The organism is Bacteroides sp. AF39-11AC (assembly GCF_003474285.1).
Classification (GTDB): Bacteria; Bacteroidota; Bacteroidia; order Bacteroidales; family Bacteroidaceae; genus Bacteroides.
Map to the genome: position 1 here is coordinate 279,695 of NZ_QROH01000003.1, position 23,444 is coordinate 303,138.

At 41.2% G+C, this 23,444-nt stretch carries 19 protein-coding genes; 3 read left to right on the plus strand and 16 right to left on the minus strand.

Features of this window, described 5'->3' with window-relative positions; genetic code table 11:
• Positions 1-20: 20 nt before the first annotated feature.
• From DW036_RS06810 to DW036_RS06825, 4 genes are all read right to left on the minus strand, one after another.
• Positions 21-623 (minus strand): RNA polymerase sigma-70 factor, encoded by a 603-nt coding sequence (locus DW036_RS06810; protein ID WP_118462344.1) that lies wholly within the window; start codon positions 621-623, stop codon positions 21-23.
• A gap of 126 nt (positions 624-749) precedes the next feature.
• Entirely contained in the window at positions 750-1,409 is a 660-nt protein-coding gene (locus DW036_RS06815; RefSeq protein WP_118462345.1) for a chloramphenicol acetyltransferase, read from the minus strand.
• A gap of 59 nt (positions 1,410-1,468) precedes the next feature.
• Positions 1,469-3,526: a cytochrome c biogenesis protein CcdA gene (locus tag DW036_RS06820; RefSeq protein WP_118462347.1), complete on the minus strand. Its 2,058-nt coding sequence runs from the start codon at positions 3,524-3,526 to the stop codon at positions 1,469-1,471.
• A gap of 37 nt (positions 3,527-3,563) precedes the next feature.
• Complete coding sequence (locus DW036_RS06825; protein ID WP_118462349.1) at positions 3,564-3,872, minus strand: Dabb family protein; 309 nt, start codon at positions 3,870-3,872, stop codon at positions 3,564-3,566.
• A 100-nt stretch (positions 3,873-3,972) separates the two neighbouring features.
• On the opposite strand from DW036_RS06825, the gene udk reads away from it, so the two are divergent.
• A complete protein-coding gene (udk, locus tag DW036_RS06830) occupies positions 3,973-4,578 on the plus strand; it encodes a uridine kinase (protein WP_118462351.1) in 606 nt (201 codons plus the stop codon).
• A gap of 28 nt (positions 4,579-4,606) precedes the next feature.
• Entirely contained in the window at positions 4,607-5,998 is a 1,392-nt protein-coding gene (locus tag DW036_RS06835; protein ID WP_118462352.1) for a transporter substrate-binding domain-containing protein, read from the plus strand.
• 83 nt (positions 5,999-6,081) lie between these two features.
• Here DW036_RS06835 and metH read toward each other — a convergent pair whose 3' ends face one another.
• The 7 genes from metH to DW036_RS06870 all read right to left on the minus strand — a co-directional run bounded on the left by metH (position 6,082) and on the right by DW036_RS06870 (position 14,241).
• Positions 6,082-8,832: a methionine synthase gene (gene metH / locus DW036_RS06840; protein ID WP_118462354.1), complete on the minus strand. Its 2,751-nt coding sequence runs from the start codon at positions 8,830-8,832 to the stop codon at positions 6,082-6,084.
• A gap of 23 nt (positions 8,833-8,855) precedes the next feature.
• Entirely contained in the window at positions 8,856-9,308 is a 453-nt protein-coding gene (gene smpB / locus DW036_RS06845; RefSeq protein ID WP_022392213.1) for an SsrA-binding protein, read from the minus strand.
• 11 nt (positions 9,309-9,319) lie between these two features.
• Positions 9,320-9,865: a Yip1 family protein gene (locus DW036_RS06850; RefSeq protein WP_118462356.1), complete on the minus strand. Its 546-nt coding sequence runs from the start codon at positions 9,863-9,865 to the stop codon at positions 9,320-9,322.
• A gap of 33 nt (positions 9,866-9,898) precedes the next feature.
• Complete coding sequence (locus DW036_RS06855; RefSeq protein ID WP_147401438.1) at positions 9,899-10,660, minus strand: hypothetical protein; 762 nt, start codon at positions 10,658-10,660, stop codon at positions 9,899-9,901.
• Positions 10,661-10,813: 153 nt separating this feature from the next.
• The gene (locus DW036_RS06860; RefSeq protein ID WP_147401439.1) at positions 10,814-11,962 is read right to left on the minus strand and encodes a hypothetical protein; all 1,149 of its coding nucleotides are present in this window, start codon (positions 11,960-11,962) and stop codon (positions 10,814-10,816) included.
• A gap of 39 nt (positions 11,963-12,001) precedes the next feature.
• Entirely contained in the window at positions 12,002-12,424 is a 423-nt protein-coding gene (locus tag DW036_RS06865) for a DUF3244 domain-containing protein (protein WP_118462361.1), read from the minus strand.
• Positions 12,425-12,564: 140 nt separating this feature from the next.
• Positions 12,565-14,241: a lipopolysaccharide assembly protein LapB gene (locus tag DW036_RS06870; RefSeq protein ID WP_118462363.1), complete on the minus strand. Its 1,677-nt coding sequence runs from the start codon at positions 14,239-14,241 to the stop codon at positions 12,565-12,567.
• A gap of 406 nt (positions 14,242-14,647) precedes the next feature.
• Here DW036_RS06870 and DW036_RS06875 point away from each other — a divergent pair, with 406 nt between their 5' ends.
• Positions 14,648-15,463, plus strand: coding sequence for a hypothetical protein (locus tag DW036_RS06875; protein ID WP_118462365.1), 816 nt, complete (start codon positions 14,648-14,650; stop codon positions 15,461-15,463).
• 20 nt (positions 15,464-15,483) lie between these two features.
• Here the strand turns inward: DW036_RS06875 and DW036_RS06880 are convergent, their stop codons facing one another.
• From DW036_RS06880 to DW036_RS06900, 5 genes are all read right to left on the minus strand, one after another.
• On the minus strand, positions 15,484-15,981 hold the full coding sequence (locus DW036_RS06880) for a DMP19 family protein (protein ID WP_118462367.1): 498 nt from the start codon (positions 15,979-15,981) through the stop codon (positions 15,484-15,486).
• A 97-nt stretch (positions 15,982-16,078) separates the two neighbouring features.
• Positions 16,079-17,239, minus strand: a complete 1,161-nt coding sequence (locus DW036_RS06885; RefSeq protein WP_118462369.1) for a metallophosphoesterase — start codon at positions 17,237-17,239, stop codon at positions 16,079-16,081.
• Positions 17,240-17,255: 16 nt separating this feature from the next.
• Positions 17,256-18,707 carry a RagB/SusD family nutrient uptake outer membrane protein gene (locus DW036_RS06890; RefSeq protein WP_118462371.1) on the minus strand — a complete coding sequence of 484 codons (1,452 nt, stop codon included), beginning with the start codon at positions 18,705-18,707 and terminating at the stop codon, positions 17,256-17,258.
• A 20-nt stretch (positions 18,708-18,727) separates the two neighbouring features.
• Positions 18,728-22,084: a TonB-dependent receptor gene (locus tag DW036_RS06895; protein WP_187374565.1), complete on the minus strand. Its 3,357-nt coding sequence runs from the start codon at positions 22,082-22,084 to the stop codon at positions 18,728-18,730.
• Between the two features lie 16 nt (positions 22,085-22,100).
• A complete protein-coding gene (locus DW036_RS06900; RefSeq protein WP_118462375.1) occupies positions 22,101-23,273 on the minus strand; it encodes a FecR family protein in 1,173 nt (390 codons plus the stop codon).
• Between the last annotated feature and the right edge of the window lie 171 nt (positions 23,274-23,444).

Sequence of the window (23,444 nt, forward strand, 5' to 3'; positions counted from 1 at the left end):
TGGGGTGTGATTAACATTTATTATGTATTAAGGCAAATCAGCAGCAATAGCAAATCCACATATTCACTACCTGAATACTTTATAAGATAGGTACGAATCAACTTAAGGGAGGTAGATATATGCTCCTGAACGGTGTTGACGGAGATGCCCAACTTATCTGCAATCTCTTTATGGGAGAGCTGGGCTTCACGACTCATCTCGAAAATCTCACGCTGGCGGGGAGTCAGCTGCTGCAAGGCATGGGAAATGAGGGATTTCAAATCATTCAGCATTACTTTACGTTTGGTATCTTCCGTGTAGTCCAATGCCTGTGAAAGAATACTTTCCTTTAGTTTTTCCTCATTAGCGGCATTACGCAACTGGTTCAGTATCCGGTTGCGCATAATGGTGTAGAGATAGGAAGAAAAGGAAGCATCGGGATTAATGAAACGGCGGCTTTGCCAAACTACAGTGAAAGCATCCTGAAAAACATCTTCTGCATACTCCCGCGATTTCAGGAAACGCATCGCAAAGTATATCAGCCGGTTTTTATAAGTAGCATACAGTTCACAAAAGGCGCCCTCATCCCCCTCTGTCAAGCGGAGAATGAGTGAACGTTCTTCTGAGAAATTATCTGCACACATATAGCAATCTTTAGTTTTTTCAGGAAACAGAAGTTTAATAGATGCTGCAAACGTATGTAAAATCCGGGAAATAAAAAAGGGAAAAGATAAAATAAGAAAAAAGCATAGCTTACTTATTCTATCAATTTATTCTCGTGAAATCCGTTTCAGGTGCTCTTCTATCTTCTGAAAAAATGATGCCAGATGCGAACCATCAACAAAAGCATGGTTCACATAAATGGACAAAGGAAATACCAGACGTCCCTCGCGGGTAACCGCTTTACCGGAAGTCATCAAAGGGTAACTGCAACCATTGCCGGCTTCGGCCAGTGTATAGGTAGTGGATGTGAAATACATCTTAGGAACAGCACTCAGATGCACTACATCATAATATCCTTGCTTTGCCAACTCCTCCTCGGCACCATAGGGATTGCCATCTTCGGGGATATTGGTTATCAACTCATACGCCTCGGCATAAAAGCGTTTGAAATCTTCGTGGTAAGGAATCCGAACCGTATAAAAGGTCTTTCCGGGAACAGCTATCGGAGAAATGATATCCACTTCATCATGAAAAATAACTTGTCCGTTCTTGTCGGTACGATAACGGAGTTCCGGAACTTCATTTGCCGAACGCACTACGGCATACAGATAATAGAGAAAAAAGGAATGGCCCGAGGCTCTCGCTGCGGCACTGGCTTCGGTACAATCAATCTCTGTGGTAATGGAATACCAGGAATTTACAAAGCCCCGGAAGAAATTGTAATTGTCCCGGCGCTCCCATGTCTCGATGTCTACAATGTGTCTCATAAAGTTATTGATTAATAAAAAATGCCCGGTCGCATGATATCAGCCGGGCATTCGTTCGTTTATTTTCCTTTCTTATAGTTTTCCAATCCTGTTTGCAAGAACTCGATATACTTAGGAATGTCCTCGTCATACGAATAAGATTTATTCAAAGGACGGCCTTCATTATCTATCAGCACATAGAAGGGCTGTGCATTGGCACCGAATTTAACGCGTTGGAGATAACTCCACTTATCGCCTACTGTACGCAATGTACGTTCCCGGCCGTTTTCCGTCACTTTAACAGGTGAGGTCAACGGGGTTTTATTATCTACATAAAGTGTAATAAGTACGTAGTCGTTGTTGATAATGTCACTTACTTTAGAGTCTGTCCATACGGCAAGCTCCATCTTACGGCAGTTTACACAACCATAACCGGTGAAGTCGAGCATTACAGGTTTGCCATGCTGACGGGCATATTCCATACCCAGGTCATAATCATCGAATTTGGCATGCACTTCATTATTATAGAGGTTGAAGTCCTGAGTCTGCATAGGCGGTGCAAAAGCACTGACCGCCTTCAACGGAGCCCCCCACAAACCGGGAACCATATATACGGCAAATGCCAGCGAGAAGAGTGCCATAAAGAAGCGGCCCACTCCCACTTTCGTATCGTCATCATCGTGCGGGAACTTGATCTTACCCAACAGGTAGAAGCCCAGTAAAGCAAACAGAACAATCCACAATGCCAGGAACGTTTCGCGGTCGAGAATGCGCCAGCCATAAGCCAGGTCGGCTACAGAGAGGAACTTCAGAGCGAAAGCCAGTTCCAGAAAACCGAGGGTAACCTTAATGACATTCATCCAGCCGCCTGATTTCGGCATAGACTTCAGCCAGGACGGGAACAGGGCGAACAGTGTGAACGGCAATGCCAAAGCAATAGCAAAACCGAGCATACCGATAGCCGGAGCTACCACACTACCCGTTGTAGATACCTGTACCAGCAAGAAGCCGATAATAGGACCTGTACAAGAGAAAGACACCAGTGAAAGCGTGAATGCCATCAGGAAGATACTGAGCAAACCGCTTGTTGCTTCCGCCTTGCTATCTACTGCATTGCTCCATTTAGAGGGTAGCGTCAGTTCGAAAGCTCCGAAGAAGGAAGCTGCAAACACAACCAGCATCAGACAGAAAAGGATATTGAACACGGCATTCGTAGAAAGTGCATTCAGCGCACTGGCACCGAAGATCAACGTAATGGCCAAACCTAAAGTTACGTAAATCACCACAATGGAAGCACCATACGTCCATGCATCACGAATACCTTTCTTTTTATCTTTGGAACGTTTCAGGAAGAAACTTACCGTCATAGGGATAATAGGCCACACACAAGGCGTGAACAATGCCAGCAGTCCACCGAGGAATCCGGTGATAAAGATATAGAACCATGACATATCTTCCTGTGAAGTGGTTTCACCATAAGATTGCAGATCATTGATAACAGGTTTCCACAAGTCAATATTACCTGCCACATTTATATCCGTCGGACCATCTGCACCACCTATGATGCCAGTAGAAGCTGTATCCGCAGGTGTTTCAGTTTGAGAAGCAGGTTGAGTTTCCGGTTTCGTTTCCTCTGCCTGAGCCGTTACCTTTTCAGCCGGAGTTGCGGCTGCTGCACCTTTAGCGGCTTCCGCTTTACCTGAAAAATTAAATTCTACCTGCGTAGGAGGCAAACAGTTTTCATCATTACAAGCACCGAATTCCAGAAAACCTTCAATCTTATAATCTCCTCCTGTGAGCTTCAGCTTCTGAACAAATTGTGCCGTAGACTCAAAATAGCGTACGTTCATCTCGAACAACTTATCATAAGAAGCTATTTCTTTTCCTTTCGGCTGCAACTTTCCTACAACTGTAGCACCGGATATCTTCTCTACATTGAAGGTGGCCGAGATAGGACCACCGTCCCCCAGGTCGGTAGAATATACATGCCAACCCTTATCAATAGTAGCGGTAAATACAATTTCCGCCTCTCCCGCTGCAAGCGTCTTCAGTTCCGACTTAAACTTGACGGGCTCCTGTATCTGCGCTTGTGCCACGACAGCAATCAGCAACAGACAAATGGATAATATTTTCTTCATACAATGATTTTAATTACGAGTTACGAGTTACAAATTATCAATTGTCAATTGTTTCGTAGTCAACACAAGCGCGATTCTCCTTTACATCAGCAATCAGCTTGCCTGCTGCCACATGCTCGGGATGAGTAGCATAAAATTTCACGTCGTCCAGCGTATCAAACTCGCTGTAGAGGGCAATGCTCCAAGTTTCGCCGGGATTCATATTGAGTCCAACTTCTATCTTACGTATAACAGAGATTTTAGCCGGTAAAGCCTCGATAGCGGCCTTGAATTCTTTCATTGCTGTCAGCTTTTTGTCAGCCGGAACTTCGTCTTTTAATTTAAATAATACAATGTGTTTGACCATAACTTTGCAATTTTAATGATTTATCTATATATTTGTCAACCGAAGCGATTAATATTAACCGCAAAAATACTCGTTTTGTTTTAAATATACACTTAAACGGATGTTAATAATAGGAATTGCAGGCGGAACTGGCTCGGGAAAAACCACCGTCGTACGTAAAATCATTGAAAGCCTGCCGGCAGGCGAAGTGGTACTGTTACCGCAAGACTCTTACTATAAGGACAGTAGCCATGTACCTGTAGAAGAACGACAGAACATCAACTTTGACCACCCGGATGCCTTCGAGTGGAGTCTTTTATCCAAACACGTAGCCATGCTGCGTGAAGGAAAAAGCATTGAACAACCCACCTACTCGTATCTTACTTGTACGCGGGAACCCGAAACGCTTCATATCGAACCGCGCGAAGTGGTGATTATTGAAGGGATTCTTGCACTGTGCGACAAGAAACTGCGTAGCATGATGGACCTCAAAATCTTTGTGGATGCAGATCCGGACGAACGCCTGATTCGTGTCATACAACGGGATGTAGTAGAGCGCGGACGTACGGCAGAGGCAGTTATGGAGCGTTATACCCGTATATTGAAGCCTATGCATCTGCAATTCATCGAACCGTGCAAACGATATGCGGACTTGATCATACCCGAAGGGGGAAACAATCAGGTGGCAATCGATATTCTGACGATGTATATAAAGAAGCATCTTTGAGAATTAAAAACTGAAAATTAAAAATTAAATGAGGGGAACTGCTAATTTTTTCCTGATTGCTTTGCTATGTCTGTGCTGCCTGTCGGGGTGCGGAAATAAACGGCATGGTTCCATGCCCGATGAGGCTGCGGGCGATTTGCAACAGATAAAAGATAGCGGTGAACTCGTTGTACTGACGCTATACAGTTCTACTTCTTACTTCAACTATCGTGGTCAGGAAATGGGTTTCCAGTACGAATTGAGTGAACAGTTTGCCAAAAGTCTCGGAGTGAAACTGCGCGTAGTGGTGGCAAGGAATGTACAGGGACTTATAAGAAAGTTACTGGCAGGCGAAGGAGACATTATTGCCTACAATGTCCCCATCACAAAGGAATTAAAAGACAGTCTGATCTATTGCGGTGAAGAAGTCATCACACACCAGGTTATTGTGCAACGCGCAGGCGGGAAAACAAAACCGCTGACGGATGTAACGGAACTGATAGGTAAGGATGTATATGTAAAGCCCGGGAAATATTACGACCGTCTGGTTAATCTGGATAAAGAACTCGGTGGCGGCATCCATATCCACAAAGTGACTAATGACAGCATTTCAGTGGAGGACCTCATCACACAAGTATCTCAGGGAAAGATACCTTATACGGTAGCCGATAATGACGTAGCCAGACTTAACACTACGTATTACCCCAACCTGAATATTAAATTATCCATCAGTTTCGACCAAAGGGCTTCCTGGGCGGTGCGCAAGGATAGTCCGGAACTGGCAGCCGCCGCTAATAAATGGCATGAAGAGAATATGACTTCTCCCGCCTACACTGCCAGTATGAAGAGATATTTTGAGATCAGCAAGGCAACTCCACACACTTCTATCCTTTCTCTTCGTGAGGGAAAGATCTCACACTTCGACGAATTATTTAAAAAGTATGCTTCGGAAATAGACTGGGACTGGCGTCTGCTTGCTTCTCTGGCGTATACGGAGTCTAACTTTGATACTACAGCCGTTTCATGGGCCGGCGCAAAAGGGTTAATGCAATTGATGCCTGCTACGGCGCGTGCAATGGGAATGCCCGAAGGAAAAGAACAGAATCCGGAAGAGAGTGTGAAAGCTGCCATAAAATATATCAATGCTACCAGTAAGAGTTTCTCTTCAGTACCGAAAGAGGAACGGCTCAACTTTGTGCTTGCCTCCTACAATTCGGGTATCGGCCACGTACAGGATGCAATGGCACTGGCTGAGAAATATGGAAAGAACAAGTATGTCTGGAAAGACAATGTAGAGAACTTCATCTTATTGAAAAGCAATGAAGAATACTTCACCGACCCTGTCTGCAAAAACGGCTACTTCCGTGGAATAGAGACATATAACTTTGTGAGGGATATTATGGGGAGGTATGAGACGTATAAAAAGAAGATAAAGAAATAGTGATTAGGGGTTAGTGATAAGTGATTAGTACCATGCGGCATAATAGCGCAGCCTACTAATCACTTATCACTAACCCCTAATCACTAAAATAAGTTCAGCTTATTCTTCTGCGCCTCCTCCAACGAAACAGTCTTCGGTGCTTGCGTAGCACTCTTTTCACGCAACTGCTGATATTCTGAACTTAATTTTTCTTTTAATTCTTCTTTGGCTTTCGGATTCATCAAGCGGGCGGCTACTGTTGCATTCTGTGAGGCATCTTTCAGATGAACTACAGGAGCATGATAGACAGGAGCAATTTTCAATGCTGTATGCAGTCGAGAGGTAGTAGCGCCACCTATCAATAAAGGAATATCGGCACCTACCTTTTCCAGTTCCATAGCCACGTGTACCATTTCTTCCAATGATGGGGTTATCAGACCACTGAGTCCAATCATATCCACTTTTTCTTCCAAGGCACGCTGAACAATCGTTTCGGCAGGTACCATCACGCCAAGGTCTATGATCTCATAACCATTGCAGGCCATGACCACGGAAACAATATTTTTGCCTATATCATGCACATCACCTTTCACCGTGGCAAGCAGGACTTTTCCGGCAGAGGTGGAGCCTTCTTGTTTTTCCGCTTCAATTACAGGCTGAAGAATGGCAACGGCTTTCTTCATGGTACGGGCTGTTTTCACCACCTGGGGCAAAAACATTTTTCCGGCGCCAAAGAGCTCACCTACATAGTTCATACCTGCCATTAAAGGACCTTCGATGATATCCACTGCTTTCGGATAAAGCTTCAGTGCTTCTGCCAAATCTTCCTCCAGATAGTCACCAATTCCTTTTGTCAAAGCATGTTTCAAACGTTCTTCCACACTTGTTCCATTACGCCATGAAAGAGGGGCAACTTGCTTATCAGTGGCATTACCTTTTTGTTGTTCGGCAGCAGCTTTCAGTTGCTCGGCAGTTTCTATCAGGCGTTCGGCAGCATCGGGACGACGGTTTAAAACCACATCCTCTATACGTTCCAGTATATCGGCAGGGATATCGGTATAAAGTACAGCCGTAGCCGGATTTACGATTCCCATATCCATTCCTTCACGGATAGCATGATAAAGGAACACTGCATGCATGGCTTCACGGATATAATTGTTGCCGCGGAAAGAGAATGAAAGATTGCTAACGCCACCACTGACATGCACACCCGGCAGATTCTTACGTATCCAACCGGTAGCCCGGATGAAGTCTACAGCATAATTATTATGTTCGTCCATACCCGTAGCTACGGCAAGGACGTTAGGGTCAAAGATAATATCATGAGGATTAAAGCCCACTTTCTCAACCAAAAGCTGATAAGCACGGGCACACACTTCAATCTTACGTTCGTATGTATCCGCCTGTCCTTTTTCATCAAAAGCCATTACTACGGTAGCCGCACCATATTGCCTGATCGTGCGGGCATGTTCCAGAAACTTTTCTTCTCCCTCTTTCAGAGAGATTGAATTCACGATGGATTTTCCTTGCAGGCATTTCAATCCGGCAACGATTACATCCCATTTAGAGGAGTCAATCATCACAGGAACACGGGCAATCTCCGGCTCAGAAGCAATCAGTTTGAGGAAAGTAGTCATTTCAGCCTGTGCATCCAGTAGACCATCGTCCATATTTACATCGATAATCTGCGCCCCGTCTTCTACTTGCTGACGGGCAATGCTGAGGGCTTCATCGTATTTCTTTTCATTAACCAGACGCAGGAACTTGCGGGAACCCGCCACATTGCAGCGTTCTCCCACATTGATAAAGTTCTTCTCAGGAGTCACTTCCAACAATTCCAGGCCGGAAAGCCAAAAACTTTCGGGTTTCGGAGCAGGAACATGGGGAGCAGCACCGGCTATCAAGGCAGGATATTCGGCGATGTATGCATCGGTCGTACCACAGCAACCGCCAATGATGTTTATCAGCCCTTCCTGAATATACTCTTTCACTTCATGCGCCATATCGGCAGGCGTCTGGTCATATTGTCCCAAGCTGTTGGGCAATCCCGCATTGGGGTATGCACTGATATAATAAGGAGCACGGGCAGCAAGCTGTTCCAGGAAAGGTTTCAACTGGCGGGCGCCAAAGGAACAGTTCAAGCCTACCGAAAAGATATTGGCATGCTGAACTGAGGCAAGAAAAGCCTCCAAAGTCTGTCCCGACAGAGTACGTCCGCCTGTATCGGATACGGTAACGGACAGCATAACAGGAACTTGAACGCCTGTAGCCTCCATCGCCTTTTCCGCAGCAAAGATAGCTGCTTTGGCATTCAATGTATCGAATATGGTTTCTATCAGCAGAGCGTCTACTCCACCTTCCAGCAAGGCTTCCATCTGTTCCCGATAGGCATCGGCAAGTTCATCGTAAGTCAGCGCACGCATGGCCGGATTATTCACATCGGGACTCATGGAGCAAGTTTTATTGGTAGGCCCAATAGAACCGGCTACAAAACGTGGTTTATCAGGTGTAGAAAATTCATCAGCTACTTCACGTGCCAGTTTAACGGCAGCCAGATTCATCTCACGTACATATTCCTGCACATGATAATCGGCCATACTGACACTGGTAGAACTAAACGTATTGGTTTCAATGATATCGGCACCTGCCATGAGATATTTACGGTGTATATCCTGTATCACATCAGGGCGCGTCAGACAAAGCAGATCATTGTTTCCTTTCATCTGCCCGGGGATGTCAGCAAAGCGCTTCCCCCTGAAGTCTTCCTCCGTTAAGTTGTACCGTTGTATCATGGTGCCCATAGCACCGTCTAAAATAAGGATGCGCTCACGCACCAACTTTTCAATAGAAACCATTTGTATTCAGTGATAGAATGATATTATCTCTTAAACATCCGCGCCATATCGCGTTTATCATCTTTCTCTTTCAACGCTTCGCGCTTGTCGTATTGCTTTTTACCTTTGGCAAGGGCTACCACCACTTTGGCAAGTCCTTTTTCATTAATAAACATACGAATGGGAATCATTGTAAAACCGGGGTCTTTTGCTCCACGCGCCAGTTTATCAAGTTCTTTTTTAGTAAGTAAAAGTTTGCGCTCCCTGCGTGCCGAATGGTTATTATACGAACCGTAGAAGTATTCTGAAATATGCATATTCTTCACCCACAACTCGCCATTGGCAAAGTAACAGAAGGTATCCACAAGGCTTGCCTTACCCATGCGGATCGATTTAATTTCCGTACCCGTGAGCACAATGCCCGCGGTATAAGTGTCTACCAATTCGTAATCGAATGTAGCGCGCTTATTTTTTATATTAACAGGAGCTTGTTTCATGATTTCAAACGTTAATTAAGCACCATCGTCAGCTTGTTGAATATAAACTGTATGAGCATAGGACAGGCAATCAGTAGGATGGAAGAAATGATTGTAAACCGTAACCGGTCTTTTTCTTCTACTTCCATCAACGTGGAAGCCCCCTCCCACACCACATACACAATATAGAACTGCAACAGCAATCCGATGATATTAAAGTCCGGCAATATGCCGATAATAATCTGGAGCAAGAAAAGAACAACCAGCGCATAGCCCGCAAACTGTTGCGTCAAGGGCATGTCACTGTCCATCATAAACATTTTGACGCGCAACCCATTTATGAGATACGCCGCCAGGAAATATCCTCCAAAGAGGGATACTGCCACCGCGCAGCATTGCGTCATGGCATATTGAAAACTCTCGGGACCGCCCCACCCCTTCGCCAGCAAAGAGCCAATGAAGACGGACAATCCACATAAACCAATCATAGGATAGACAAAAGCAGTAAATACTTTTCGCCTATCCTCTTCCAAACGAATTTCCTCCCAGGCCTTGGCCGGAGAGGAAATCAGTAACATTGCTATATGGAATAATGCTTTGTAATCCAATTATTAATCTTTATATGGGTATTCTACAGAGTAAGGAGTCAATTCTGATTTTGCCTTATCCAAATCATCTGTTTTGAAATCAGTAGTCTCATTTGCATAGATAATAACTTTTTCAGGAAGTTTTTTCGTTATACCTTTAAAAGCAGACAAAGCTTCTGTTATTCTATAAATTCTATTATATCCTGTTTGCTCTGCCACTTCTTCTTCTTGAGAATAATGACGTAAATAGAATTTCAACTCTGTATCTGTATCTTTGATTTCTTCGACATTACAGTATAAAGAACAAGAATGACTATCTTTTTCTTTCTTAGCCAAGAAATATATAGGAACAACCAGAGTGTTCTTATCATAATATATAAACTGAGCCTGAGATGCATTTTGGGAACCATATCCTATCTGAAGGATAGTAGCATTTTCCTCTTCTTCTCCTTTACTATCGCCTACTATTACATTTCCAGTCTTTATAACTTCAATATAAGGAATCGTTACATTAATATTCTTCGTATTTTTATCTACCTGTTGTTCATCTGAATTATATGAGTATTGAAATTGTACATAATCACCATAAGTTAAATTTTTATCTGCTAAAGAATTTACTGCAGTAAATTTAATGCCATAAGGAGCAGTAATAACAGTACTTGGAAATATTTCTGTCACTTGTCCTAATGTTACATCCGTCACTGTTGGGTCACTATCCATGCAAGAAGTAAACGAAACACCCATTATTAAGGTCAGGGCAACCATCCAGAGTTTAAACTTAGCCATTTTCATTGTTCTATAAATATTAGAGTTTGCAAATTTAGATAAAAGAATCGAGTAACACCGCACTCTCTCCATTTTTTCATTGTTTTTAAGAGTAAATGAAATATTAATCTAAATACTGCAAACACCAATATTTATTTAACATTTATTTATATTTCAACTTATAATCTTTGATTCAACTAATTCATTAGTATCCTTTATATATAAATTATAATATAAATCAGTAGTCACAATACCATCCCATTTTCCTTTAATTTTAAATCTTCGACCTTTATCATCACCATCCATCTTCTCCAAAGTAGCAACATATGTAACTGATGCATTGTATGACATTTTTAACACTTCAATTCTATATGTAGTCATAGGTGGAATAATGATTTTAAATGTCTGAGTAACATTTACCGTATATTCTTCTTCTGTACCATAAGTAACTGTACGAGAGCTAGTAGTACTATTATCAATCGTTCCACCAAAACCTATATTAACTATCCCCACTTTTAAGCCCAAATTTAAATTAAAAGAACTGCCCTCATGAGTAGAAACGCCTTCAGCTTCCGTAAAGTTACTCTTCTCTCTCGCCGTTCTTGAAACAGAAATAGAATGTTCTATTTCTTGAGTAGCTGAAGTATTTGGAACAATAGCTCCATCAATAGACTGGTCTTTTCGATCTATAAAATCACCAGATGTTTCTACATATTCCATATTTACTATTCTATATTCTCCAACAGGGACAACTTTCCATCGAGATATTGCAGAAGAATTAGTCTTTCTGTACTTTAAATCACTACTATTCTCATCTTTTGCTTGTAAATATCCAGCATCTTCATATGAACCAAAGCCTCCAATAACCGGTAATACTCCCCTAATATTGTAATAATCACCATATTTTATGAAAGGCGAAAAACTTGGCAAAAACGGCGTTGTCATTCCTAATAAAATAGGATATTCTTTTTTATCATTAGGTGCAACTCCCATATTAATAGGCATAGAAGAATTTCCCCCAACAAGAATAAGATTACCATTTTTTAAATACCATCTTTGTCTCATACTTCCATCATCAACTTCTGCCAGCCAAACAAAATTTCCTGTAGAACCTACCGTCAAGTATTTATATTTTGCACCTCCTACATTTATAACATTCACTGGTATATTTGCCAATTCTGTTAATGGATCAAAATCCGCAATAGACGTTGCCGCCCTCGTCTGTACCTGTTCCGCATCACTTTTCACAATCCCTTCCAAATCTTCTTGTTCACAAGAAAACATTGCCAACAATCCTACTAATAACAAACTAATCTTTTTCATAAGCATCACATTATTAGGTTAAACAAATTATATCATGTATCATAATTCAAATTGTCCACACACATAAGCGCCATTTTTCCCTTCTATTTCTATAAGGAAATTACCAGAAGCACCAGAATTCAATTGAACAGTCTTTTGCATAGAAGCTTGTATATCTTCTGAAGAAGAATAAGCCACAACACCATTCTGAGAAATAGTAATATCTACCTCCCCTATAGCCTGTTCAAAACATACTTCCAAAGAATAACTACTGCCATCTAACATCACATAAATTGGAATCAATGGCCGTACAGAACGGTGATCTCCTAAATTACCTTTTGTTAGAATGTCAAAAGGAACATCATTTCCGGTCATTTGAATAAGAACCTTCTCTAAGCCTCCATCATTACCTACCGGAGAACCAGCATTTATCTTCAATAAGAAAAACACCCCTAATAAACATAGAATCAATTTTAATTTCATAGCCTATCTTTTTAAAATTCAGTAACAAAGTTAGTGCTATAAAATCCAATAACAAGAATGAGTATGCGGACAAGAAAATAGCATTTAAGCAACTATTGATCAACAAATTATCCAAATCTATAGAGGACAAAAACAAGATATTATTTCCCATAAAACGCTATCATTTGCTCTAAATCATCGTCTTTTTTCAATGATAAATGCGATTTTAGTCTTTGCTTATTCTTATAAACAGACTTCATCTCACAATCAAAGACAATCATCAACTGCTGATTTGAAAAGCCTAACTTTATCAATGCTACCAATAACAATTCACCTTTAGTTAAATCAAAATCAGCTTTTATCCGGGAAATAAAGTTAGCATAAACCAAATCCAAAAAATCGAATATATTCTGGCGTTCAGTTGCTGACATTTTTTCCGCAATCAACCTACCTTGTTTCAATTCTCCTAATATGAATAATGCTTCAACACATGAATTATCACGTATTTTTTTATTTTCAGATGCCAATTCCAGAATCTTTCTATTCAATTTTCCAATTGTTTCCTTCTTTGCCTTTTGCTCCCATTCTTCCTTCTGTTCAAACTCTGTTACCCTACAAGTATACTCTTCTATAATCTTTTCATCTTTTCTTAAAGCTTCTACATTCCGTAAAATTTTCTTTTTATATTTTTTAATGAGATAAAAGCTCATTCCACTTATCAAGAGCACTACAACCAAATAAAAATAAGCTTGCTTCTCTTTTTCCAGTTTTATCTGTTTATTTTCTAAAATAAGCTTATCAGCTTCATACTTCTTCTGTAAAGTCAAAAGTTGTTCCCGTAATTCATCATTACGCACAATTTCCAATAATGAATCAGACTTTTCTTGGTACAGAAATGCTTGTTTATAATTTCCTTCTTCCCTTCTCAGAAGACACAAATAACCTAACGCACCTGATAAAATAAATTCATCATCAGCATTTCTACAATGGTTGAAACACTTTTCAGCTAAAGCAAACCTTCCCATATCCATGTAGGTACGTCCTAAAGACAAATAATAACGCAGACCATCATTCTTATCCTTACTCGACTTGATTGCAGAGACAAAATAATCTATAGCTTCTGTATACTGTTTATTATCCTTAGCAATCAGTCCTAACAACTGAAAAAGAGAAGACCTCACTTGATTTGTAGTATCAGACAACAAGAACAATCCTCTATTTGCATACCAATCGGCACTATCGTTATTCTGTTTTGCAAAGTAAGTTCGAGCAACATTCCTGCATCCATATACCTCTCCAATACTATCACCAGCCAATTCATAATAATAAATAGACTCCCGATAATTATTTATCGCCTGCTCATGCATCCCCTGCCCCAAATTTAAATAGCCGATATGTTCAAATATTAATCCCTGCAATTTATACTCTCTCGTTTCTTTTAAGAATGTCAATGCTTTCAAGTAAGCTTCCATTGCCTCAGATTCCTGACCCTTTATTACCATTGTTTTTCCATAATAATAGCAAGACTTTCCAGCTTTCACGGGATCATTACCTTCTTTATAATAATCTACAGCTATCCTAATTAAGGAGTCAGATTGCAAACTATCCAAATTATTCTTATCTAAAGCCTGTGTCAACAATAAAGCATAGTCAGCACTTTCTTTGCCATGGAGCTGTTCAGGGCATGGTATCAGATTCAAGAATTGCATAGCACTATCAGGATATACTTCTACATACCTTTCAACTCGTTCCAATAAATCCACATCCTTACTAGTCTGTATGCATGAAGCAACCCCTCCCCCAAGAAATAAAAAAAGCAGAAATAGATATTTATTCATTTTTCTAAATTAAATGAATACAAAGAAACAAAAAAGATGACACAACTTAGTTATAAATTAACATCATTTTATCAACAGGAAGCCTATGCCGGAGCAATATGCTTACTATATACATCCTCAATCATAGATAAAAGCGACAAGGTTAAAATAAAATATTACTTTACCTCATTCTTTTTATTGCTATGAGAAGAAGATTTATCTTTAGACTTTAACGTATAGCCCCTTTAAAGAAGAACCGATCATTATCTAAGCACCACTCAAACTATTAGATCTATCCTCATGCTTTACAACATCTTTTCTGCAAAACTCATCTGCTAAATAATAAATTTCAGTAACTTTGTTTCCGATGATTCATAGTGGCATCTGTTAAGAGGTTTACTTTTTATATCAAACTCATACCAAGATTATGGCTCATTCTAAATCTTACATTATCCCCCAAAAAGAAACCGTTACACCGGAAATGAAAGAAGACGGAAGTCATTCTTCGCATTCGATGCGATATATCTTCTTCTTTGTATTGTTGTTCCTCACGATCTCTTCCAAAGCAGTAAATATAGATTCTTTATCAATGCATTATATCCCATTAAGCACAACAACAATTTATATTGCAAAAGACAAAATGAATTCACAAGACAAGTATAAACAAACCAGATATTGGAAAAAGCATAAAAGATTAAAAGCCTGCGGATGGACAACACTCGGCATAGGTGTTCCCACGATGGTTGTAGGATTTGTTGGTGCCGTCGTTTCCAGCTATGAGTCCGGTGGAGATGGGGAAGGTTTCGGTATCATTCTCGGTGCAGGAGCCGGACTGACCGTAAGCAGTATTCCTCTTTTTGTATTTGCCGTCAAAAATAGACAGAAAGCTATTGCAACTGCACTCGGCACAGAACTCGACCCACAATTATGGAGAAAACACAGACAGTTCAGAATTGGTGCATACACAGCATTAGGCATAGGGCTTGCCGGAATGGCAACAGGTCTGATAGGCGGAGCTTTCGACAATCCTCTCTACAAAAACACCCGGCCATGGAAAGCCGTATTTTATACCGGTGCAAGTGCAACAGCTGCCAGTATTCCGCTTTTCGTTTTTGCAAATATCAATAAAAAACGAGCTAAACAAGCAATAGAATTCTCGCTTAGCAGCTCAAGCATCCAGATGACCTTACCCAACGGAATGATTCAGACACAACCCGCATTGGTTTTTTGCATTAATTTTTAGGGATAAAAAAATCGCCCTTATCAGACGATTTTAGCAAACAGTTCCAGATGTTCATCTACATAACTGGCTACCATAGCTGTGATACCTTCCTCTTTTTCCAAAAATTCTTCTTCCAGTTCATCGAAAGCTTCATATTGCTCGTACATAGCCATAAATTCATCATCTGTACGCTCCCGTTCCAGATCTTCACGATGGGCATCATAAATCTTTTTAGCTCTATATACCAGTTTACCAAAATCTTCTGCTCCCCACAGACGCATCACTTTAGCAAACGGATTAGCAAAAATATAACTACCATACCCATTCTGTATCAACTGGCAGAAGCCGCCATCCATTACTTCATCACGAAATATCTGGTAAGCAAGCAAAGTGTGCTGCTCACCTGTCAGTAACGGCATGGATTCAGCAGTTAGTTCACCACCTATTACTTCTTTATATCTGTCGGTAAATACCTGGATAAAAGTATCCATCCCCTCGCCTGCTGCTTTGCGCAAGGCGGCATCAGTAATTTCTATCATAGTCTTCTTATTATGCCTTTTTCTAATTATTACGACAAAGATATGGAATTAAAAGATAAAGGTATAACAAGAAGACTAAAAACTATGAAAAGTGTTCCTACAATTTCCGCAGGATGCCTTTATCACCTACCACGAAGTAGGTATCCTTATCAATCAATAATGCACGGCCACGTTTCTTCTTCTGATTTTCTTTATTGTCTACATTGACACCGATAACCTTGCCATTATAAAAAGTAGAAATATCCTTAAAGATGGTATGCCCTACGATAATGTGTTTGGCTTTATAGCGCTCCATCACCATTTGCAGGCTATCCTGCACCATTGGATGATACTTGGCATCCGTACGCACAAGGCCACGATACCAGATGGGGCCATCGTTACCATACAGAAATGCGGTCAATGGAGAAAGAGCCCTGCGTTCTTTCTTATTCATAAAAAGGGCTTTGCTCATTTCTTCATTCACGGTAGGAATGCTTAAATTACGGTCATAGAAATTCTTGCCTAACCCGGCATGAACATAAAGGTCGCTACCAATGGTCTGCATCGCATTACGAGTTCCTAACCATTTACCCAATTCCGTATCAGGTCCAAAAAGTTTAGGGTAATCCATATTCAATTTCTGTGCCAGCACTTTATATTTATCTTTCGTATAGCGCAAGTCATTGGCCAATACCAACGGCTCATGATTTCCTAACAGGAAAGAAACCGTTCCACCTGCTTTTGCAGCCTCATCTTCCAACTTATAGAATAACCAGAATATTTGCGGTACATCTTTTCCACGATCGAAAATATCACCGATAACCATCAGGTGATTATTACCAAAGCTCCAATTATAGTTTTTATCGATAACCCCATTGCCCTGCAACAAGCTAATAACACAATCCAACCTACCGTGCGGGTCGGACATAACAAACACTTTCTCCGGTTGCCGATATTGCCAATCGGGACGTTTCACTGGATGCAATTTCACATCAAACGGAAACCGTCCTTTATGATCTACCACATGCAGAGTAAAATCTTCGGGTAGTGCAGCATAAGTCGTGTCGGTAATTTTCCCTTTCTTATCAACACTGATGACACGCGTTTTACCATCAGGCTGATAAAGCACATACGGCCCGTCAGCCGATAACTCTTCTTTTTTCTCTTTGTCTTTCTTCTTACCGTCTGAACCAAAAGTTCCGGCGTTTAGGCCGGAACTGATGAACATTAGAGTAAATGCGATAAGAAAGCACTTCATGAAACTTGTCTTACTCGTCATATATCATTTATTTAAATTATCTTCCACCATATTCAGGATTCTGTTCCATATTAGGATTGGCATCCATTTCCTTCTTGGGAATAGGAAGTACAATCATATAGAAATTCCAGTCATACGTCATATACTTCGTGTCATGCTTGGTTTTACTCAGATTACTGTCCTTTACATCCTTACGCTCCACTGTCAATCCATTTCTGATAACGTCATACATGCGGTGTCCTTCGGCAACCAGTTCTTTACGGCGTTCGTTCAGTACTCTCTCCACAGTGATAGTCTGTCCTACCACTGTGTTATCCGGATTAGCACGCCTTACAATCGGGTCGAGATACTTGACAGCAGCGTCATTATCATTCTCCTTTACAGCGGCTTCGGCTGCATTCAGATAAGCCTCGGAAAGGCGGATCAACGGAATATTGGCATCTTCAATATTCTCTTCACGCTGCGGCTGATACTTATTTACATAAGCATAATATTTCTTATCGAAGCTCAGCAACTTAAGACGTATATCCTTCGGGTCTTCCTTCAGGAACTGATAAAAAGAACAAGTGATACACATATCATCGTAACCGTCATAAGAGTTGAGATACCCCATACTTTCTTTACCCGGGCTGTCAGTAGTGAGATTTACGATTTCGAACAATACTTCACCCGGTTTGGAGGCTGAAGCATCCTCTCCCCAAGCCGTGGGGTAATCTTCATTGGTCCACAAAGCGTATTTATTCTTTTCTGCCCCTGCAATAGCTTTCTCCGCCATTTCCAAAGCATTGGCATTTTCACCTTTGTATAGATAAACACGACTGAGAAGTACCATTGCCCCCCATTTGTTTATTTTACCCTTATTGAATTTTTCGCCCAATAAAGAAATACTTTGGGTAAGATCATCGATTACCTTCGTATAGCATTGAGCTACAGTGTTGCGTGCCGGCTTGCTATCAATAGTGGACAGACCTTCTATTATGGGCACACCCAGTGATGCCCCCTTATCTTTCAGATACGGATAACCGAAGATACGGGTCAGATCGAACAATGCCAGACCACGGATGGCCAGTGCCTCTCCTTTCAAATCATCCCGGTATGCCTTGTCTCCTTCATCAATCACCAGTTTATCAATGTTCATCAAAATCAGATTACAATTCTGGATAATGGAATAAAGATAAGACCAATGACTGCTTGGGTTATCATCCTTGGTAAAGTTAAAGCGGTAATAGTTAGCTACACGCTTAGTAGAACTAACAGCCTGCATATCATCACCCGTCACATCTCCATAATATACCAAGCGTCCGGAGTAAGCGTCCGAACTCTGCATTGTGCTGTAAATACCATTCAGAGTGAACTCAACATCCGACAATATCTTAATGCTGGTTTCAGTATCTACCGAAGTGGAAGGTTCCAAATCCAACCAACTGTTGCCGCAAGAAGTAGCGACGAACAACATGGAACTGATAAATAAATATTTTAATGGTTTCATAATATTGCGTTTTTATCGGGTTAGAAATTTACATTAATACCAAAAGTTACAGTCTTCAAAGGAGGAGTCCCCCAAATGGCAGTACCGCCACTCACTGCTTCCGGATCGTAATAGTCGTATGCCGCCCATGTCCAGAGGTTATTGGCCGATGCATACAAACGTACATTCTCGATACCGATTTTCCGTGTCCAGTCCTTCGGAACGGTGAAACCGAATGTCAGTGTCTTCAAGCGGATAAAATCAGTGCTGTGCAGACGGCGGGTAGTCGTTACTTTATTCATTGCTACAGAGGGTTTCTCATAGAATAACTCATACTTTGTAACATCTCCCGGCTTCTTCCAACTATCTTTATAATAGGACGGAATGTTAGCTTCCAGGTCATTACCACCATGTTCGGTTTTCTGTGCCCAGTTGTCATAAGAGTAACCGCCAAATTGATAAGAGAACATAAAGTTCAGATCGAACCATTTATAGCGCAACGAATTTGATAAACCGCCTATAGCATTCGGTTCTGCATGTTTATCAAGAACGATGGCATGAGCTTTATTGATTTCTTCGGTGATGTCTTTAATGTAGTTTCCATTTTCGTCCACATCGTTTGTATAGAATTGGGGAGCACCGGTTTCCGGATTGATACCTGCAAATTCAATCATATAGAAAGTACGGTATGATTTCCCTACTTTACGAATTTGAGAGCCACTCTTTATTTCCGTCTGCATGCCATCCAGGGTTACAATCTTATTCTTGTTATGCGAAATATTGAATGTTGTATTCCATGAGAAATCCTTAGTCTGGATGTTGGTTGAGCTGATTTCCAGTTCCACACCTTTATTCTTTACTTCACCGATATTCATCAGGTAACTGCTGAAACCGGTAGTCATAGAAATAGGACGGTCCATCAACAGATTCTTGGTGGTACGGGTGTAGTACTCCAAAGTAACGTTGATACGGTTCCACAAAGCAAAATCCAAGCCCAGATTCAGGTTATAGTTTGTCTCCCACTGCAAGTCGTCATTCCGGAGTTGCGACTGAATGATGCCCGGTTGTTCCAGATAACCGTTAGTCAGGCTGCTCAATCCCATATATCCGAAGTAATCGGAAGGAAGGGTACCATTCACACCATAAGATGCGCGAATCTTTAAATCAGTCAACCAATCCTTAGTTGGAGACATGAATTCTTCCTCAATAATACGCCAAGCACCGGATATTGACCAGAAACTACCCCAACGGTTATCTCTTTGGAAACGGGAACTACCATCCGTACGGAAGCTACCACCCAAATAGTATTTATTCTTATAATCATAATTCAAACGAGTCAGGTAGGAAACCATACGTGTACGGGTATCATTACCGCCGACCGATTCCGTCTTCATACCATTACTGATTTGATTTTTATCATAAGTCGCAAAGTTAGTGGCATACCCTGACAGGTAATCGCGGTATTGATCGTCTATTTCGTAACCTACCAGCGCATCGATATGATGATCTCTGGCAATCGAAGTTTTATAGCTCAACTGATTGGCCCATACCATTTTGTTGTATTCATAATATTTCTTGCTCATACCACCGTTGATATCATCACCGTTGGAAGTACGCGGATCGCTCCAGTCTTTACCTTTGGTAATGACATAGTCATAACTGAAAGTAGACTTAAACTTCAGGTCCTTGATAAATTCGTATTCACCATAAATGGTATTGAATGCACGGGTCACATATTCGCGTTGATAATCATAAGTTGCTGACAACAATGGGTTACGGTCACCAATACGAATCAAGTCGCGATTCCAGCTGCCGTCTTCATTATATATAGGATCAGAAGGTACCACAGCATTACGTGAGGTGTAGAAAGGAGAAGAATAAGAAGTACCTTCACTATATACATCCTGATTGACCGTAGCAAACAAGACATTGGCTCCCAATTTCAGCTTGCTGGTAGCTTGGAAATCCACATTCAGGCGTCCGCTGATACGTTCCAGACCTGAGTTGATGGCAATACCGTCTTGCTTCAGATAAGAAAGTGAAGAGTAATACTTGAACCGATCCGTACCTCCTGAAAGAGAAGCTTCATAAGACTGATGATTTCCTTTCTTGAACAAAACGTCATCCCAATCCGTATATCCGCACCAGGGAACCGGAGCATAGTCATCTATTTCTCCATCGGCATAAGCCATTGCATCAGCCTCACTCTTACCTTTCTTAATCTGACCGGCTACCAAACCGTCATAGATATACTGGCGACGCTCTTCTCCACCCATAATCGGACGATAATCCATGGCAAAATCAGAACTGCCCCAATCGGCCTTTAACGAAATGGAAGGTTTTCCTGCTTTACCTTTCTTCGTTGTAATCAGTACGACACCATTTGCGGCACGCGAACCGTAAAGTGAAGCGGCGGCAGCATCTTTTATCACCGTAACGCTTTCGATATCAGAGCTATTAATGGTAGACATAATATCGAGGCCGGCATCCGAACTCATCGTATTAATAGTACCTGAGCGCATCGGCACTCCGTCTATTACATAAAGGGGGGAATTGCTGGCATTGAAAGAACCCATACCACGAATTCTCAATGAAGAAGACGCACCCGGCTGTCCGGAAGAAGAAGTAAACTGTACGCCCGGCGCATTACCTTGGAGCAGGTCTTTGAAAGAAATAGCGGGAACATCTTTCAAAGTCTCTCCCTTTACACTGGCAGCAGAACCGGCATAAGCAGATTTCTTGAAGGTACCATAACCTGTAATGACTACCTCATCCATCAGGTTATTGTCCGGCACCATTTCCACTTTAATCGTCTTAGCAGAAGTTACCTTGATTTCCTGGCGAGTATAACCGATATAAGAAACCATCAAAGTGACAGGAAGATGATCTACATCGAGAGAGAAATGACCGTCTAAATCTGTAGTACAACCGTTGGTAGTACCTTTCACTATTACATTGGCACCAATAATGGCTTCACCTGTTTCGTCTACAACAGTACCATTCAGTTTTGTCTTTTGCTGCGGTACTGTCGCTTCTTCAACCTTAGAAGCAGGCTTAATAGCAATGACTCCGTCGTGAACCGTATAAGTAAGTCCACTACCTTTCAGGCATTTATCCAGCACATCAGCAATCTTTTCATGATTCACAATCAGCCTTTCTACTTTTACCTTTTTCACCTCTTCTGTGCTATACACAAAGGTGAAATCCGTTTGCCTCTGAACTTCCCATAGCACTTCGCCAAGGGTGGCATTCTTAAAGGTTGCAGTGACAGTGGTTTGTGCAAACACTGCATTGGCAGCCTGCATAAAACCGGTAACTGTGAAACAGAGAAACAGTAACGTTATCCATAAACGTCTACTACTTCTTTCAGCATGATTCTTGTGTTCTTTTTTGTTCATAGCAATCATTTTTGGGTTAATTATTGAATATTATTGTATTACCTTCGATTTTCACATGCACTTCTTCCGTCTTTTCCAGCAACTTGACGAAAGGAGTTATTTCTTCATAACGGTTCAGGTTACAGCCGAAACGTATATTCTTAAGTCCTTCATTTTCATAAACCACATTCATATCATACCAGCGGGACAGCGTTTTCATAATGTCTTCCAAACGTTGGTCTTTGAAATTGATCTTTCCCTTTACCCATGAAGTATAGAATGAGGTATCTACCGTTCGCACCTGTATAGAATTACTGCCTAAAGCAATGGTGGCTTGTTGCGATGGTTTCAGTATAAGGCTTTCACCCTTTTCGGCACTGACCTTCACTGATCCGTTCACCAGGGTGGTCCGGTACTCTTCATCGGGATAAGCGGAGATATTGAAAGTTGTACCCAATACTTCTACTTGCATGCCATTGGCGTTGACTATAAAAGGTTGTCCGGTTTTGTTCACTTCAAAATAAGCTTCACCTTGCAGTTCGACTTCTCTCTTGCCCGTAGTAAATGCTACCGGGAAACGGAGGCTACTCATTGAATTTAAATGTACCTTTGTTCCGTCACTCAGCACCAACGCATACTCACCGCCACGCGGAATTTCCAGCTTATTATATACAGGTTTTACCAGGACGGGGGTGCTTTGTGCCAATTGATAATTCAAAGTGGTCGAATCTACCTGAATATGTGTTCCTTCTATTTTCCGTAAAGCATCTGCTGTTTCTTTATTCAGATTGATTGTTTCCCCATTATCCAAAGTCAATATCGCTTTAGCAGCCCCCGGCAGTATGGGCTGGGCTATCAATACGGACTTATCGGAAGAATGGCCATGATCAGTATACTTCAGTGTAATGCCTACAAAAAAGACGGGTACTAAAACAGCTGCGGCATAACGGAATATTTTCATCATCCGTTCCCGATTATTGCTTTTCCTGATACGCTTTTGCACTTCCAGCCAACCAGTTGCAGTGTTGAATGACGCACCTTTTTCCACATGCTTTTTTAGATTCTCCTTACTGCAAATTTTCTGAAAGAGTGCTTCATGAGTGAAATCTGCTTTTCGCCATTTCTCCAGTTGAGCGCTTTCTTCAGAGGTAATTTCACCCGATAAGTGCCTGGCTATAATATTAGCTATATGAAAATCCTGTTTTATCATAAATTGAACTTTTTTCGTTGTCTTTTATAATAAAACAGGCATAATTAAAATCATGGTGAATCAAAAAGCACTTTTTTCAAAGAAAAATTAAAGCCATGGTCAAATTATGCAATTTTTAGCTTTATATCAGTAGTTTATTCCTTCTTTATCAAGAATTAAATTACTTTTGCT